A 15,905-nucleotide genomic window follows, 5' to 3' on the forward strand; every position below is an offset into this window, starting at 1 on the left:
ATCAACACACTCCGAAAAGCATGCCGACAGGGCAATTAAACTAATTCGTCGACTATGACACACTGTTGAGTTCTCAAGGATCAAACGCATAACCGTGCCAACTCTTCCGAGCCAGCTGCGGCGCCTGGTGAAACTTAGCGGAGCTTTCAGTCGGAACCAAATCCGAATCCTGCTCCAGTTGCTTCGCCGTCGTCCTGACCGGCCAAGCTGTTGGTCACTGCGGCGGGACTCCCTCCGATCCGGACCTTCTGGCCCGGGAGGGCGTCGTTCGCAGCGACAGGTAGAACGTTAACACCTTGTCCCAACGCTGTCGACGCAGGGGGTCCAATCGGGGCTACGTCGGCACGTTTGCGCAGGTCAGGGCCGGGTGGGGGGCAGCATCAGCCCAGCCGGGAGCGTCGCGCCGAGACTGCCGCCGCCACTTCCTGCAGCTGCTCGGAGACCCTCACCGGAGCGGTGCCTCCCCGGCCCGTACGAGCCGCGACCGACCCCTCCACGGTGAGAACCTCGCGTACGGCGGGGGTCAAGTGCGGTGAGATGGCCGAGAACTGGTCGTCGGTGAGCTCGTGGAGCTCGATCCCCTGCTCCTCGCACACTCGTACACAGGTGCCCGCGACCTCGTGGGCCACACGGAAGGGCGTGCCTTCGCGTACCAACCACTCAGCGACGTCGGTGGCCAAGGAGAAGCCCTGCGGCGCCAGCTCGGCCATCCGGTCGGTGTTGAACGCGAGCGTCGCGACCTGACCTGTGAAGGCGGGCAACAGCACCTCGAGGGTGTCCACCGAGTCGAAGACCGGCTCCTTGTCCTCCTGGAGGTCGCGGTTGTAGGCCAGTGGGAGTGCCTTGAGGGTGGCCATCAGACCGGAGAGGTTGCCGATCAGGCGCCCAGCCTTGCCCCGGGCCAGCTCGGAGATGTCCGGGTTCTTCTTCTGCGGCATGATGCTCGACCCCGTCGACCAGGAGTCGTGCAGCTTCACGAAGTCGAACTCCCGGGTCGACCACAGGATGATCTCCTCCGCCAGACGGCTGACGTCCACACCGATCATGGCGGTCACGAAGGCGAACTCGGCCACGAAGTCCCGAGCGGCCGTACCGTCGATGGAGTTGGCCGTCGACCCGGTGAAGCCGAGCTCGTGCGCCACCCCCTCAGGATCCAGCCCCAACGTGCTGCCGGCCAGGGCACCGGAACCGTACGGAGAGTCCGCGGCGACGCGGTCGTCCCAGTCTGCCAACCGGTCCACGTCACGCAGCAGGGGCCAGACGTGCGCCAGGAGGTGGTGCGAGAGCAGGACCGGCTGCGCGTGCTGGAGATGGGTGCGCCCCGGCATGATCGCGCCGTGGTTGGCCACGGCCTGCTGCGCGAGTGCCTCGACCAGGTCGAGCACGTGTCCCGAGATCACCCGCGCGTGGTCGCGCAGGAACATCTTGAAGAGCGTGGCGATCTGGTCGTTGCGACTGCGACCTGCACGGATCCGTCCGCCGATCTCGGTGCCGACCTCTGCCAGCAACAGGCTCTCCAACGCCCCGTGGACGTCCTCGTCCGATTCGTGGGGCAGGAGCGTGCCGGCGGCGTACCGCTCCCCCAGCCGGTCGAGTCCGTCGAGGAGCGCCCGGTGGTCCTCGTCGGTCAGCAGACCCGCCTTGTGCAGCGCGTTCGCGTGGGCCCGCGAGCCCGCCAGGTCGTACGGGGTCAGACGCCAGTCGAAGTGGGTGGAGCGCGAGAGCGCCTCCAACTCCGGCGATGGACCGCCCGCGAATCGCGCACCCCAGAGCTTGCCCTGGTTGGTGGTGCCCTCGTGCTCGCTCACTACTGCTCCTCAGTCGTTCTGGCCGTGTCGCTGTCCGGTCGGGCGGGATCAGTCCGCGCCGAACTCCATGGCGGCGGAGTCACCGGAGTTCTCGATGTCGGACTCGTCCTCGACCTGCGGGTTCGCGGTGATCACGTCGGCGCCACCGGCAGGCAGCTCTCCGAAGAGTGTGCCGTTCTCGACGAGCACCTGTCCCTGGTCCAGCGGCTGGCTCGCGTACATCTCGAGCTTGGCCCGGGAGTCGGCGATGTCGAGGTTGCGCATCGTGAGCTGACCGATGCGGTCGACCGGGCCGAAGGCCGCGTTCTCGGTGCGCTCCATCGAGAGCTTCTCCGGGTGGTAGGAGAAGTTCTCTCCCTGGGTGTCGAGGATCGTGTAGTCCTCGCCGCGACGCAGGCGCACGGTGACCTCACCGGTGACCAAGGACGCGATCCAGCGCTGGATCGACTCACGGATCATCAGGGCCTGCGGGTCGAGCCAGCGGCCCTCGTACAGCAGTCGACCGAGCTTGCGGCCCTCGTTGTGGTACTGGGCGACGGTGTCCTCGTTGTGCACCGCGTTGACCAGCCGCTCGTAGGCGATGAAGAGCAGAGCCATGCCGGGCGCCTCGTAGACCCCACGCGACTTGGCCTCGATGATGCGGTTCTCGATCTGGTCACTCATGCCCAGGCCGTGACGCCCACCGATGGTGTTGACCTCGTGCACCAGCTCCACGGCGTCGTCGTACCGCTTGCCGTTGACGGCAACAGGTCGACCCGCCTCGAACCGGACGGTCACGTCCTCGGTCTCGATGACGACGGAGGGGTCCCAGAACTTCACGCCCATGATCGGCTCGACCACCTCGAGGGAGACGTCGAGGTGCTCTAGCGTCTTGGCCTCGTGCGTGGCACCCCAGATGTTGGCGTCGGTGGAGTACGCCTTCTCGACGGAGTCGCGGTAGGGCAGGCCGTTCTGCACGAGGAACTCGCTCATCTCCGAGCGACCGCCCAGCTCGGTCACGAAGTCGGCGTCGAGCCACGGCTTGTAGATCTGCAGCGCCGGGTTGGCCATCAGTCCGTAGCGGTAGAACCGCTCGATGTCGTTGCCCTTGTAGGTGGAGCCGTCGCCCCAGATGTTGACGCCGTCCTCCATCATCGCGCGCACCAACAGCGTGCCGGTCACGGCACGGCCCAGCGGGGTGGTGTTGAAGTAGGAGCGGCCACCCGAGCGGATGTGGAAGGCGCCGCACGCCAACGCGGCGAGGCCCTCCTCGACCAACTGGGGCTTGATGTCGACCGCGCGGGCGATCTCGGCGCCGTACAGCTTCGCCCGATCGGGGACGCCGGAGATGTCCGGCTCGTCGTACTGGCCGATGTCAGCCGTGTAGGTGCACGGGACGGCACCCTTGGCGCGCATCCAGGCGACCGCGACGGAGGTGTCGAGGCCACCCGAGAAGGCGATGCCGACTCGTTCGCCGACGGGGAGGGATGTCAAGACCTTGCTCACTGGTCGTCCTTTGCTGTGCTTCGGGCTGGTGTCTGGGTGGCGTTGCTCCGAGGAGTCTCGGGGATGGTTCTGCGGGGCGAGGAGGAACCCACGTCGTTGGCCAGGTCGAGGAACCGTTGAGCCAGTGTTGCTCCTCCGCCGGGATCTCGGGCGATCACCATGACGGTGTCGTCGCCGGCGATGGTGCCGAGCACGTCGTGGAACTCGGCGCGGTCGAAGGCGCTGGCCAGGAACTGCGCAGCACCGGGGGGCGTACGCAGCACCGCGAGGTTGGCGGTGCCCTCCGCGCTCACCAGCAACTCGCTGCAGAGTCGGGCGAGGCGCTCGAGGGAGGCCGTGGTCTCGCGCGGCGACGTCGGCGTCCTGTCGCCGCCCTCGCCCGGGACCGCGTACACGAGGGACCCCCCGGGCCCCCGCACCTTGATCGCGTCCAGCTCGAGCAGGTCGCGGCTCAGGGTGGCCTGGGTGACGTGGACACCCTGCTCCGCCAGCATGGTGGCCAACTCGGTCTGGGACCGGACCACGTGGTGGGTGAGCAGATCGATGATCCTGGACTGCCTGGCCCCCTTGGTGAGCGGACTGACGGCGGTCATCGGCGTGCCTGCAACCACGTCATCACAGCCTTCTGGGCATGACGCCGGTTCTCGGCCTCGTCCCAGATCACGCTGCGCGGACCGTCGAGGACCTCAGCGGTGATCTCCTTGCCGCGGTAGGCCGGCAGGCAGTGCATCACGATGGCATCGGTCGCTGCGTGCTCCAGAAGGGGTGCGTTCAGCTGGTACGGCGCGAGGTCGCCGAGACGGATGGCCGCCTCGTCCTCCTTGCCCATCGAGACCCAGGTGTCGGTGATCACCACGTCGGCGGCGGTCACCGCAACCACGGGGTCGCTCTCCAGCGCCACCGAGCCACCGGTGGTGGCAGCGATCGCAGCGGCACGGTCGACGATCTCCCGCTCGGGTTCGTAGCCCTGCGGACCACTGATCACGACGTGCATCCCCGCCGTGGCGCCGGCCAACAACCAGGAGTTGCCCATGTTGCAGGCGCCGTCACCGAGGAAGACGGCCCTGAGGCCGGCCAACTGACCCTTGTGCTCGCGGATGGTGAGCAGGTCGGCCAACAGCTGGCACGGGTGGAACTCGTCGGTGAGCGCGTTGATCACCGGGACTCCGGCGTGGGCGGCCATCTCTTCCACGCCGGACTGCGCGTACGTACGCCACACGATCTGCCCCGCCTGACGGCCCAGGATACGGGCCACGTCGGGCACCGACTCGCGCACGCCGATGCCGGCCATCGCACCGTCGATCATCATCGCGTGGCCGCCGAGCTCGGCGACCCCTGCACTGAACGAGGTCTGGGTGCGCAGGGTCGGCTTGTCGAAGACCATCGCGACCGTGACGGGGCCGGCAAGCGGCTTGTGGTCGTACGGGGCCGACTTCAGCTCGGCTGCCAGGTCAAGGACCTCGGCCTGCTCCGCCGGAGTCAGGTCGTCGTCCGCCAGGAGGTGGCGCGTCACGATGCCGCGCCCGCCGAGTCGAGGATCGCCGGCCAGGCAGCGACGAACGCCTCGGCGTCCTGGCGGGTGAGCACCAACGGCGGTGCCAGACGGATCCGGTGCGGGCGCGGGCTGTTGATGAGCCAACCCGCCGCCATCGCGGCCGAGACGACCAGTTTGGCGTCGATGCCCGCGGCCAGGTCCAGGCCGAGAAGGAGGCCCGCCCCTCTGGTCTCGGTGACCCGCGCGTCAGCGGTGAGTCCCTCGACCAGCAGGGCGCCGATCTCCGTGACGTGGTCCAGCAGTCCCTCGGACTCGATCGTGTCGAGCACGGCCAGGGCTGCCGCCGTGGCCATCGGGTTGCCTCCGAACGTCGTGCCGTGGTTGCCGGGCTCGAGCAGCGTCGCGGCGGCACCCAACGCGATGGTGGCGCCGATGGGCACTCCACCGCCCAGTCCCTTGGCCAGGGTGATCACGTCGGGCACGACCACACCGTCGACCAACGCGGGATTCTGGTGGGCGAACCACGTGCCGGTCCGTCCGACGCCGGTCTGGATCTCGTCGAGCCACATCAAGGCCCCGTGACGAGTCGTGATTTCACGAACCCGGGCCAGGTAGTCCTTGTCGGGCTGGTTGACGCCGGCCTCGCCCTGGAGGGGCTCGACGACGACCGCGGCCGTCTCGTCGGTGACAGCGGCAGCGAGCGCCTCGGCGTCGCCGAACGGCACCCAGGTCACGTGCCCCGGCAGTGGCTCGAACGGCGTCCGGTACGCCGCGTTGGCCGTGAGCGCCAGGGCGCCCATGGTGCGCCCGTGGAAGGCCTCTTCGGTCGCGACCACGTGCGTACGCCCGGTGCGACGGGTCAGCTTGAAGGCCGCCTCGTTGGCCTCCGTGCCGGAGTTGGAGAAGAAGACGCGGCCCTCAGCACCCAGGAGGCCGAGCAGGCGGTGGGCGAGGGCGATCGGCGGCTCGGAGGCGAAGAGGTTGGAGACGTGACCCAGGGTCGAGACCTGCTCGGTCACCGCGGCGACCACGGCCGGGTGGGCGTGGCCCAAGGAGTTCACCGCGATCCCGGCGAGGAGGTCGACGTACTCCTTGCCGTCCACGTCCCACACGTGGGCGCCCTTGCCGCGCGTCAACAGCAACGGAGGGGTGCCGTAGGTGTTCATGAGACCTGCGCCGTAGCGCTCCTGCCACGTCATGGGGTGACCTCCTCGTCGGCGTAGCCCTTGCGGATCCTGGTCTCGACACCGGGCAGGACCTGGGTGCCGACGCCTTCGTCGGTGAAGACCTCCAGGAGTACGGCGTGGGGCTCGCGACCGTCGACGACCGTCGCGCGCGGCACTCCCCCGCTCACGGCGTCGTAGCAGGCCTGCATCTTGGGCACCATGCCGGCGTCCAGGCTCGGCAGCATCTCCGCGAGCGACTCAGGGCTGATCTCCTGGATGACGTCGTCAGAGTTGCCGTAGTCGCGGAACAGTCCCTCGACGTCGGTGAGCACCAACAACTTCTCGGCCCCCAGGGCGACGGCCAGGGCCGCGGCCGCAGTGTCCGCGTTGACGTTGTGCACCACGCCGTGGATGTCCGGCGCAACGCTGGAGATGACCGGGATCCGACCGGCCTGCACCAGGTCGAGGACAGCTTCGGGGCGCACCTCGGCGACCTCACCCACCAGGCCCAGGTCGATCTCCTCACCGTCGATGATGGTGTTGGTCGGCTTGGCCGTGAAGAGGCCGGCATCCTCACCGGAGAGGCCCACGGCGAGGGGACCATGGGAGTTGATCAGGCCCACCAGCTCGCGCTGGACCTGGCCGACCAGCACCATGCGTACGACGTCCATCGCTTCGGGCGTCGTCACCCGGAGGCCACCACGGAACTCGGACTTGATGCCGAGCTTGTCGAGCATGCGATTGATCTGCGGGCCACCACCGTGCACGACGACCGGCTTGAAGCCGGCGAAGCGCAGGAACGCGATGTCCTCGGCGAAGGCGACCTTCAGGGCGTCGTCGGTCATGGCGTTGCCGCCGTACTTCACGACGATCGTGCGGCCGTGGTACTTCTTCAGCCACGGCAGGGCCGCAGCCAGGGTGGCGGCCTTCTTGGGGTCGGGGCGCATCATCTTCTTCTCACTCATGAGCTGTAGGCACTGTTCTCGTGGACGTAGGCGTGCGTCAGGTCGTTGGTCCAGACCGTCGCACGGGCGTCACCCGACTTGAGGTCGACGGTGACGGTCACCTCACGGGGCTCGAGGTCGACGCCGGCAGGGTCCTCGTGGGGCGTGGAGTTGCGGCAGACCCAGACGCCGTTCATCGCCACGTCGAGGTCGGCCGGGTCGAAGGCGGCCTGTGTGGTGCCCAGGGAAGCCAGCACGCGACCCCAGTTGGGGTCCTTGCCGAAGATGGCGGCCTTGAAGAGGTTGCTCCGGGCGATGGAGCGACCCACCTCCACCGCGTCGTCCTCGTCAGCAGCGTTGAGGACGGTGATCGCGATCTCGTGGTCCGCGCCCTCGGCGTCCTTGAGCAACTGCATGGCCAGATCGGTGCACATCTGGGTGAGCGCCCACGTGAACTCCTCCAACGGCGGCGTGATGCCACTGGCGCCACTGGCCATCACGGTGACGGTGTCGTTGGTGGACATGCAGCCGTCGGAGTCGAGCCGGTCGAACGAGACCCGGGTCGCAGCACGCAGCGCGGTGTCGAGGTCGGCGGCGGGCACCACCGCATCGGTGGTGATGACGACCAGCATGGTGGCCAACTGGGGTGCCAGCATTCCGGCACCCTTGGCCATCCCACCGATCGACCATCCGGCGCCCTCGACCACTGCCTGCTTGGAGACCGAGTCGGTGGTCATGATCGCGGTGGCGGCGGCGTCCCCGCCGTCGGCCGCGAGCGCGGAGTAAGCCGCCTCGACGCCGGCGAGCAGGTCGCTGCGCGAGTTGGTGAGTCCGATGAGACCGGTGGAACAGACCACCACGTCGATGGCGCCGATACCCAACTTCTCCGCCACCTTCTCGGCGACGGCATGCGTGGTCTGGAACCCTTCGGCACCGGTGTAGCAGTTGGCTCCCCCGGAGTTGAGGACGACCGCACGGACGACCCCGTCCTTCACGACCTCCTGGCTCCACAGCACGGGGTTGGCCTTGCAACGGTTGGCCGTGAAGACGGAGGCGGAGTCCCAGGTGGGTCCGGTGTTGACGACGAGGGCGAGGTCCTCGGCACCGGTCGACTTGAGACCGGCTGCGACGCCGGATGCGAGGAATCCGGCTGGGGTGGTGACGCTCATGTTGGTGTGGCCTCTCAGGGCAGGTCGATCAGGCGGGCTTGGCAGGGGCGACGGTGAACCCCTGTCGTCGCCACTCGTCAGCCGCCGCGCTCGCGTCGTTCTGCGGGACCAGCAACCACGGCTCGTCGAAGGTGGCGACCGGCACCACGCTGATGCCCGCCGCAGCGAGCGGCGCCACCAGGCTGGCCAATGTCCCGGGCTTCTCCAGGTCGGGCGTGCCGAGGGCCGCGAACGCGGTGAAGGAACGTACGTGCCGGGCCTTCTTCGGCACGCTGCGCGCGGCACAGACCAGGGTCGTGTGCGTCGCCGTGGCCGTGATGGAGAAGACCGAGGACGACTCGGCCCACTCGGGCACCATCGCGCCCGACCCCAGGCGGACGACCGCGATCTGCTCGGGGTACTGGGAAATCCTGATGTCGTTCTCGGTCATGGTGCCAACCCCACAGTGGTGAGTCCGGTCGCCTCGGGGAGTCCGAGCGCGATGTTCATGCACTGCACGGCAGCGCCGGCAGTGCCCTTCGCCAGATTGTCGACCACGCCGACTGCGACCAGTCGACCGGCTGCCTCGTCGACGGTGACCTGGAGGTGCACGGCGTTCGATCCGAGCACGGACTTCGTCTGCGGCCACATGCCTTCGGGCAGCAGGTGCACGAACTGCTCGGCGCCGTACGCCTGGGCGTACGCGGCTCGTGCCTGCTCGGCGGAGACGTCACCGGCGACCGGGGCGGAGACGGTCGCCAGGATCCCGCGGGACATCGGGACCAGGATCGGGGTGAAGGAGACCTTCACGGCTGCCTCGCTCAGGGCCGCGAGATTCTGCGAGATCTCGGGGGTGTGGCGGTGGGCGCCACCGACCCCGTACGCGCTTGCGTTGCCCATGATCTCGGAGCCCAGCAGGTTCGTCCTGGCGGCCTTGCCGGCGCCACTGGTGCCGCTCGCGGCGACGACGACGACGTCGGGCTCGATGAGTCCGGCGGCCAACGCCGGAGCGATGGTGAGGGTGGAGATGGTGGGGTAGCAGCCCGGCACGGCGATCCGAGTGGCTCCTGAGAGCACGTCACGCTGCCCGGGGAGCTCGGGAAGCCCGTACGGCCAGGTCCCGGCGTGCTCACTGCCGTAGAACCGCTCCCACACGGCCGGGTCCGCCAGGCGGAAGTCGGCACCGCAGTCGATCACGATCGTACTCTCGGGCAGGGCCTGGGCGATCGCTGCCGACTGACCGTGCGGCAGGCCGAGGAAGACCACGTCGTGGCCGGACAAGGTCTCGACGGTGGTGGGCTCGAGGACCCGATCCGCCAACGGAAGGAGATGGGGCTGGAGGGTGCCGAGCAGTTCTCCGGCGTTGCTCCCGCCGGTGAGGGCGCCGATCGTCACCCCGGGATGACCCAGCAACAGCCGGGCGACTTCACCGCCGGCATACCCGCTGGCTCCTGCAATGGCTACGCGCACCTGACTCATGCGCATGAATATACATGCCCCTGCATGTTCATCACATTCGGGTCTCCACGAGAGCCCCGCTACCGCGGTCTCACGACTCGTGTCTTCGACCACCGCGTGGCGTTGCGGGCACCCATCGCCCGCACCTGGACACGCACCTTCGTGCGGGAGCGGACTCCGCGCACCACCGTACTCCTCCTCGACGCCGTCACTACGCTCTGAGCGACGATCCTCTGGCCCTGGTTGTCCACCCGAACGGCGCGCACCACGTAGGCACACGCACCCCGGGTCCTCGCCCAGGAGACGGCGACCCCGCGAGTGCGTGGCTTCGCTCCCCGCAGGGTGGCCCTACCGGAGACCTTCGGTCCCACGCGCAGGGTGAGCGAGCGTGTGGTCATGTCCCTGCCCGCGAGCGTCCAGCCCTTGCGGGACCTCACGCGCAGTGTCTGTGCCTCACACCGCTGGGGGTCCTTGACTCGGTAGGTGTTGATTGACCGGGACCGGTCGGCCCGCACCCACCGCTTGCCCTGGCGCTGCAGCCACACGTCGAAAGAGGTCGTCCCCGGTGGCACACTCCACCGCCACTTCGCAGTCGTCGTGCTGGAGCGGCCCTGGATCTGCGGGCGGACCCGCGGTCCCTCGGCCGGGAACCGGAGCGGTCTCGGGTAGCGGCTGCCGACTCCGAGCTCGGCCAGGGCATCGGTCACTGCCGCCGCGATCTTCACCTGGCCACGTGTGTTGGGGTGCATGGCGTCGTACGTGTCACCGGTCCCGTTCTTGCGGCCCATCTGGTAGTCGTGCGCAGCGGCAGCCACGATGACCCGCGCGCGGGAGTCGTCCAGCTCGGCCGCGAGGTCCTCGAGCAGCGAGTTGTAGGTCCGCGCGTCAGCGCTGGTGGTCCACGGAACGTCCACCAGCACGATGTCGACGTCCGGCACCAGCCGGCGAGCCTCGACCAGCCAGGCGCGCGTCCAGGGGAGCACGTCGTGGGGATCCATCTCCATCCAGCCGAGATCGTTGGCTCCGAGCGCGAGGACCACGACATCGGGGCGGTACGTCGTCATCAGGGCGGTGCGGTCGTGAAGGGGTTGGAAGGCAATCCGGTCGCCCCAGGTGGCTGCGTGGTCCTGGTCGAAGTCCGCGTCGCTGTAGCGGGGTCTCCACGTGGACCCGCGTCCCACGAAGGGGTCCCGCTCCGGTCCCACGAAGTCCACGTCGGCCTTAGCCGACCTCAGCTGCTGCCAGGCGAAGTACCGCCAGGAGTAGTCACCGACCGAGGCATGAGTGATCGAGTCGCCGACGATCAGGATCTCGGAGGTCTCCTCGACCGTGACGGGCGCCGGCTGCTCCGCGCGCACGGCCGGGGCGTGCAGAATCCCACCCGACGCCACGGCAAGAACCGTCGCGAGGCCCACCGATCTCCGCCATGCCCCCATGAGCAAAGAAGAGCAGAGATTCGCCCCCGAGGGAGCAGAACCGCCCACCCCTCGGATGCTCTGTGCTCACACGGGGCTCACCCGGGTCGTGCGACGACGCTCACGGGCGTCGAGAACTGGTCGTCGGCCGAACGTACGGCGTGCTTGCGTGCGATCACCTTGAACGTGTGACGATGCCCCGGCTCCAGTCCTGTGACCTTATGTCCGGCGGTACGCACGTCCCTGGCGACCTGGGTGTAGTCACCGTCGTCGAGCGCCATCCACACGTCGTGTCCGGTTGCTCCGGGCGGCCCCACCCACGCCAGCCGCGCGGAGGTAGGGTCGCCGGCCGGGTACTTCACCTTCAGGGTCGAACTGCTGCGCAACCCTTCTGTCGGCACCACCAGGCTGGGGTCGTGCCCTGAGCCCACACCCACCTCGGCCAGGGCATCAGCCACCTGGGAGGCGATCTTCACCTGGCCCGACGTGTCCGGGTGGGCACCGTCCCACGTGTCGCGTTCCTCGCCCTTGCCCACCGCTTGCAGGTCAGCCGGCACGGTGGCGACCGCCACCGGCGACTCGGCGGTGCTCCAGGACGGGGCACTCTGCAGCAGCAACCTGTTGTACTCGGCCACCGGGAACTGACTCCAGTGGGCCACGTCCACCATCGCCTGGGCAATGACGATGCGCACCGAGGGGTTCGCGGCTCTGAACTCCACGACCTGGGCCTGGACCTCACTGAGGAGCTGCTGAGGGTCGACCCGCAACCACGTCAGGTCGTTCCACCCGAGCGCATACACCACGACATCCGGATCGTGCTGCGCCATCACGGCGCTGGGAGTGCTGGTGCCGAGCGTCACCGAGTCACCCCAGACGCTGTGGTGGTCACTGTCGAAGTTCGAGTCGGCGTAGGCGATCGCGTCCTCGGGGGTCTTGCTCTCACCCCACTCGTCAGGCGGATCGTCGGCGACCCCGGTCCGCCCACCGACGAACTCGACGTCGGCGCCACCGGCCAGCAACTGCTGGTGCAGGAAGTAGCGCCACGTCCAGTCGCCGCTCGACCCATGGGTGAGCGAGTCGCCCAGGACCACGACACGCATCGGCCCCTCCGACTCCTCGGCCCCGGTGCACGACGTCATGCCCGGCGCGAGCGACAGCCCGAGCAGTGCCGCGATCACAGTTCTTGCCCCCATGACCCATGCATAGCGCACCACGGGGCTCCCGTGCCCACCATGACGGACGGTGGGACGGGATCCCGGCGCCCGGAGGCTCAGCGCTGGACGGCGCCCACCTTCGCCACCGCGGCCGCAACCGCTGCATCGCGGAAGGCGCTCGTGTCCTTCTCGGTGAGGGTGCGGTCGTCGGCGCGGAAGCGGAGCGCGAAGGCCAGCGACTTCTTGCCCGCCCCGACCTGCTGTCCGGTGTAGACGTCGAAGAGTCGGATCGACTCCAACACGTCACCGGCCCCACTGCGCAGGGCCGCCTCCACGTCGGCTGCGGCGACCGTTTCGTCCACGACGAGGGCCACGTCCTCCTTGGCGAGGGGCTGGGTCGAGAAGGTCGGTGCAGGCCGCAGATGAACTGCGTGCTCGATCAGTACGTCCAGGTCGGCTTCGGCCGCGACGCTCCCGCGCGGCAGCCCCAGGGCCGTACAGACCTTGGGGTGCAGCTCGCCGGCATGGCCGACGACCTCGCCCGCCACGCTCAGCTCGGCACAGCGGCCGGGGTGCCACGGGGCCATCTCGACCCCGCGCGTCGTGACCGACAGACCGACGGAGTCAGCGACGGCCCGGACTGCCTCGACGGCGTCGGCCCACGTCACTCCGCGTCCCTCACCCCACCACCCGGAGGCGTCCGCCTCTCCGACGCCGACGAGCGCGATGTGCAACGGCTGCCGGGGAAGCGCAGCGTCAAGAGCAGCGAACTCCTCCTTGCTCGGTCGAGCATCCACCGGGAGGATCGGCGCCACACCGCCGGTGGGAAGCGTGACGGTCGCGGTCTCGAAGAGGCCGAAGGAGGAGGCGCCGTAGCCGACGTTGCGCGCGGCCGCCCGCAGCAGACCGACCAGCACCGTGGTGGTCATCAACGGCGCTTCGTTGCTCAGCGGGTTGGCCAGACGCAGCGCGTTGCGGCGTACGTCGTCAGTCGGGATGCCCAGGGCGTCGAAGTCGCTCTCCCCCACGAACGGGAAGGTGACGATCTCGGTGAATCCCTCCGCAGCGGCCGCCCGACCGAAGCGGCGGCGCAACTGCTGGGCCCTGGTCAGTCCTCGACCCGCGGGCGGGATCGGCAGCACTGACGGCACCTTGTCGTAGCCGACGAGACGGATGACCTCCTCCGTGGTGTCCTGGGCGTCGGTCAGGTCGGGGCGCCACGGCGGCGGCACGACGGTGAGCGTGCCCGATCCGGTGACGTCGCAGCCCACCGCGCGCAGGGCCTCCACGGCCGTCTCCTCGGAGATCTCCATCCCGGAGACGAGAGCCGCCTTGTCGCCGGAGACCGTGATCACGGGCGCCTCGGGGGGCGTGCCGACCACGGTGACACCCGGGTCGGCGCTCGCGCCGCCGTGGGCCACCAGCAGCTCGACCACTCGATCTGCCGCAGCCTCGCAGATCGTCGGGTCGACACCGCGCTCGTTGCGCTTGCCTGCCTCCGACGAGATCTTGTGACGCTTGCCCGTGCGGAACATCGAGACCGCGTCCCAGTGGGCCGACTCGACGAGGATCGACGTGGTCGACTCCCCCATCTCCGTGGTCTCCCCGCCCATCACGCCACCGAGCCCGATGATGCCGGAGTCGTCGGTGACGACCAGGTCCTCGGTCGAGAGCGTGCGGTCGGTGCCGTCGAGGGTCGTGAGGGTCTCGCCCGCGCGAGCACGTCGTACGACGATCGCTCCGCGCAACTTGTCGGCGTCGTAACCGTGGATCGGACGGCCCGTCTCGAGCATCACGTAGTTGGTGATGTCGACCGCCAGCGAGATCGAGCGCATCCCCGCAGCGACGAGGCGCTGCGAGATGTAGCTCGGTGTCGGGGCGGAGGGGTCGAAGCCGGTGACCTTGCGGGCCACGAAGACCGGGCACCCGACGGTGTCCTCCAGCACGACCGGGTGACCCTGGTCGTTGGCCGCAGGGGTGTCACGGATCGCGGGGTCGCGGAAGTTCGTCGCCCCCTCCACGGAGACGGCCAGGTCGCGAGCGATACCGCGCAGTGAGAGACCGTACGCACGGTCCGGGTTGACCTCGAACTCGATGATCTCCTCGTCCAGACCGAGGACCGAGCGCACGTCCTGACCGGGCTCGCCGGCGTCGGAGGGCAGCACGATGATGCCGTCGTCGTCCTCGGGCAGACCCAGCTCGGAGGTCGAGCAGATCATGCCTGCCGAGAGGTGGCCGTAGGTCTTGCGCTCAGAGATGGCGAAGTTGCCGGGGAGTACGCCGCCCGGGAGGATCACCACGACCAGGTCGCCGGGAGCGAAGTTGTGCGCGCCGCAGACGATGCCCTGAGGCTGGCCGGTGCCGTTCGCGTCACCGACGTCGACGGTGCACCAGTTGATGACCTTGCCGTTCTTCTGCGGCTCGGGCTCCATGGTGAGGACGCGGCCGATCACCAGCGGACCGGTGATCTGGGCGCCGGGGCTGTCGATCGCCTCGAGCTTGAGACCCGTCATGGTGAGTCGTCGGGTGATCTCGTCGGTGGTCACGTCGGCGGGGACGTCGACGTACTCCTTGATCCAGGAGATGGGTGCCTTCATGGGTGCTGGTCCTCAAATCTCGGTGCCGAAGGCGGAGGCGAAGCGCACGTCGCCCTCGAAGAGCGGGCGCAGGTCCTCCAGGTTGTGGCGGAACATGAACGAGCGGTCGATGCCCATGCCGAAGGCGAAGCCGGAGTAGACCTCCGGGTCGACGCCGCAGGCGATCAGGACTCGGGGGTTGACCACGCCGCAGCCACCCCACTCGATCCAGCCCTCGCCTCGACAGGTGCGGCACTCCTCGGAGTTCTCTCCGAGGCAGACGAAGCACCTCAGGTCGACCTCGGCGCTGGGCTCGGTGAAGGGGAAGTACGACGGGCGGAAGCGGGTGTCGACGCCTTCGCCGAACATCCGCGTCGCGAAGTGGTCGAGCGCGCCCTTCAGGTGGGCCATCGAGATGCCTTTGTCCACGACCAGCCCTTCGACCTGGTGGAACATCGGGCTGTGGGTCGCGTCGTACTCGTCGGTGCGGAAGACCCGACCCGGGCAGGCGATGTAGATCGGCGGCTTGCGGGTGAGCATGGTCCGGGCCTGGACCGGCGAGGTCTGGGTCCGCAGCACCACGTGGTTCTCCGCGGGCTCGGTCCAGAAGGTGTCCTGCATCGTGCGGGCCGGGTGGTCCGGTCCGAGGTTGAGGGCGTCGAAGTTGAGCCACTCGGCCTCCACCAACGGGCCTTCGGCGATCTCCCACCCCATGGCGACGAAGATGTCGGCGATCAGCTCGGACTGCAGTGTCAGCGGGTGGCGTGAACCGCGCCGACGACGAGCCGTGGGCAGGGTGACGTCCACGGTCTCGGTCAGCAGCATCCGCTCCTCGTGCTCGACCTCGAGCACGGCCTGACGTTCGGCGATCGCCTTGTTGACGGCTCCACGGGCCTGGCCGATGCGTTGGCCGGCTTCCTTGCGGGCCTGCGGCGGCAGGGCGCCGATCTCGCGGTTGGCCAGGGCCAGCGGCGACCTGTCACCGGCGTGCTCGAGCCGTGCCTGCTTGAGTTCATCGAGGTCCTGAGCTGCCGCGACCGCCACCAACGCTGCATCGCGTGCGGCCTCGAGCTCTTCAGCCTTGAGCGGGGTGACCTCGACGGGGTCGTAATCGTTGTTGGGGCCGGACATGGCTCCCTTTCCAGCTGCGGGCACACGGACGCAGCAGATTCTATGGGTCGGACGGGGCGAGAGGACTCCCCGGACCCGGCGACGAGAGTGAGGCGTACGCCACCGGGCCGGTCAACCGGGATGGC

Annotated in this window: 13 protein-coding genes; all 13 read right to left on the reverse strand. The window is 68.8% G+C overall.

What is annotated here, in order from left to right:
• Window positions 1-380 precede the first annotated feature (380 nt).
• Window positions 381-1,808 carry an argininosuccinate lyase gene (argH, locus tag DNK52_RS00005; RefSeq protein ID WP_110238525.1) on the reverse strand — a complete coding sequence of 476 codons (1,428 nt, stop codon included), beginning with the start codon at window positions 1,806-1,808 and terminating at the stop codon, window positions 381-383.
• 48 nt (window positions 1,809-1,856) lie between these two features.
• The gene (gene argG, locus DNK52_RS00010) at window positions 1,857-3,293 is read right to left on the reverse strand and encodes an argininosuccinate synthase (RefSeq protein ID WP_110238526.1); all 1,437 of its coding nucleotides are present in this window, start codon (window positions 3,291-3,293) and stop codon (window positions 1,857-1,859) included.
• The gene (locus DNK52_RS00015; RefSeq protein ID WP_110238527.1) at window positions 3,290-3,886 is read right to left on the reverse strand and encodes an arginine repressor; all 597 of its coding nucleotides are present in this window, start codon (window positions 3,884-3,886) and stop codon (window positions 3,290-3,292) included. The genes argG and DNK52_RS00015 overlap by 4 nt, the downstream gene beginning before the upstream one ends.
• Window positions 3,883-4,806, reverse strand: a complete 924-nt coding sequence (gene argF / locus DNK52_RS00020; protein WP_110238528.1) for an ornithine carbamoyltransferase — start codon at window positions 4,804-4,806, stop codon at window positions 3,883-3,885. Before argF ends, DNK52_RS00015 begins: the two co-directional genes overlap by 4 nt.
• Window positions 4,803-5,987 (reverse strand): acetylornithine transaminase, encoded by a 1,185-nt coding sequence (locus tag DNK52_RS00025; protein WP_110238529.1) that lies wholly within the window; start codon window positions 5,985-5,987, stop codon window positions 4,803-4,805. Before DNK52_RS00025 ends, argF begins: the two co-directional genes overlap by 4 nt.
• Window positions 5,984-6,919 (reverse strand): acetylglutamate kinase, encoded by a 936-nt coding sequence (gene argB / locus DNK52_RS00030; RefSeq protein ID WP_110238530.1) that lies wholly within the window; start codon window positions 6,917-6,919, stop codon window positions 5,984-5,986. The genes DNK52_RS00025 and argB overlap by 4 nt, the downstream gene beginning before the upstream one ends.
• The gene (argJ, locus tag DNK52_RS00035; protein ID WP_110238531.1) at window positions 6,916-8,067 is read right to left on the reverse strand and encodes a bifunctional glutamate N-acetyltransferase/amino-acid acetyltransferase ArgJ; all 1,152 of its coding nucleotides are present in this window, start codon (window positions 8,065-8,067) and stop codon (window positions 6,916-6,918) included. Before argJ ends, argB begins: the two co-directional genes overlap by 4 nt.
• Window positions 8,068-8,095: 28 nt before the next feature.
• Window positions 8,096-8,497 carry an ACT domain-containing protein gene (locus tag DNK52_RS00040; protein WP_110238532.1) on the reverse strand — a complete coding sequence of 134 codons (402 nt, stop codon included), beginning with the start codon at window positions 8,495-8,497 and terminating at the stop codon, window positions 8,096-8,098.
• Entirely contained in the window at window positions 8,494-9,531 is a 1,038-nt protein-coding gene (gene argC, locus DNK52_RS00045; protein ID WP_110238533.1) for an N-acetyl-gamma-glutamyl-phosphate reductase, read from the reverse strand. The genes DNK52_RS00040 and argC overlap by 4 nt, the downstream gene beginning before the upstream one ends.
• Window positions 9,532-9,584: 53 nt before the next feature.
• Window positions 9,585-10,862 (reverse strand): SGNH/GDSL hydrolase family protein, encoded by a 1,278-nt coding sequence (locus DNK52_RS00050; protein WP_162598538.1) that lies wholly within the window; start codon window positions 10,860-10,862, stop codon window positions 9,585-9,587.
• A gap of 155 nt (window positions 10,863-11,017) precedes the next feature.
• The gene (locus DNK52_RS00055) at window positions 11,018-12,112 is read right to left on the reverse strand and encodes an SGNH/GDSL hydrolase family protein (RefSeq protein WP_110238535.1); all 1,095 of its coding nucleotides are present in this window, start codon (window positions 12,110-12,112) and stop codon (window positions 11,018-11,020) included.
• A 77-nt stretch (window positions 12,113-12,189) separates the two neighbouring features.
• The gene (gene pheT, locus DNK52_RS00060) at window positions 12,190-14,670 is read right to left on the reverse strand and encodes a phenylalanine--tRNA ligase subunit beta (protein WP_110238536.1); all 2,481 of its coding nucleotides are present in this window, start codon (window positions 14,668-14,670) and stop codon (window positions 12,190-12,192) included.
• Between the two features lie 12 nt (window positions 14,671-14,682).
• The gene (pheS, locus tag DNK52_RS00065) at window positions 14,683-15,780 is read right to left on the reverse strand and encodes a phenylalanine--tRNA ligase subunit alpha (protein ID WP_110238537.1); all 1,098 of its coding nucleotides are present in this window, start codon (window positions 15,778-15,780) and stop codon (window positions 14,683-14,685) included.
• Between the last annotated feature and the right edge of the window lie 125 nt (window positions 15,781-15,905).

The organism is Nocardioides gilvus (assembly GCF_003194605.1).
Classification (GTDB): domain Bacteria; phylum Actinomycetota; class Actinomycetes; order Propionibacteriales; family Nocardioidaceae; genus Nocardioides; species Nocardioides gilvus.

Excerpts from the sequence above, each read along its gene's own strand:
- DNK52_RS00015 (WP_110238527.1), bottom strand. The coding sequence starts at position 3,886 with ATGACCGCCGTCAGTCCGCTCACCAAGGGGGCCAGGCAGTCCAGGATC.
- DNK52_RS00025 (WP_110238529.1), bottom strand. The coding sequence starts at position 5,987 with ATGACGTGGCAGGAGCGCTACGGCGCAGGTCTCATGAACACCTACGGC.
- argB (WP_110238530.1), bottom strand. The coding sequence starts at position 6,919 with ATGAGTGAGAAGAAGATGATGCGCCCCGACCCCAAGAAGGCCGCCACC.
- argJ (WP_110238531.1), bottom strand. The coding sequence starts at position 8,067 with ATGAGCGTCACCACCCCAGCCGGATTCCTCGCATCCGGCGTCGCAGCC.
- DNK52_RS00040 (WP_110238532.1), bottom strand. The coding sequence starts at position 8,497 with ATGACCGAGAACGACATCAGGATTTCCCAGTACCCCGAGCAGATCGCG.
- argC (WP_110238533.1), bottom strand. The coding sequence starts at position 9,531 with ATGCGCATGAGTCAGGTGCGCGTAGCCATTGCAGGAGCCAGCGGGTAT.
- DNK52_RS00055 (WP_110238535.1), bottom strand. The coding sequence starts at position 12,112 with ATGGGGGCAAGAACTGTGATCGCGGCACTGCTCGGGCTGTCGCTCGCG.
- pheT (WP_110238536.1), bottom strand. The coding sequence starts at position 14,670 with ATGAAGGCACCCATCTCCTGGATCAAGGAGTACGTCGACGTCCCCGCC.
- pheS (WP_110238537.1), bottom strand. The coding sequence starts at position 15,780 with ATGTCCGGCCCCAACAACGATTACGACCCCGTCGAGGTCACCCCGCTC.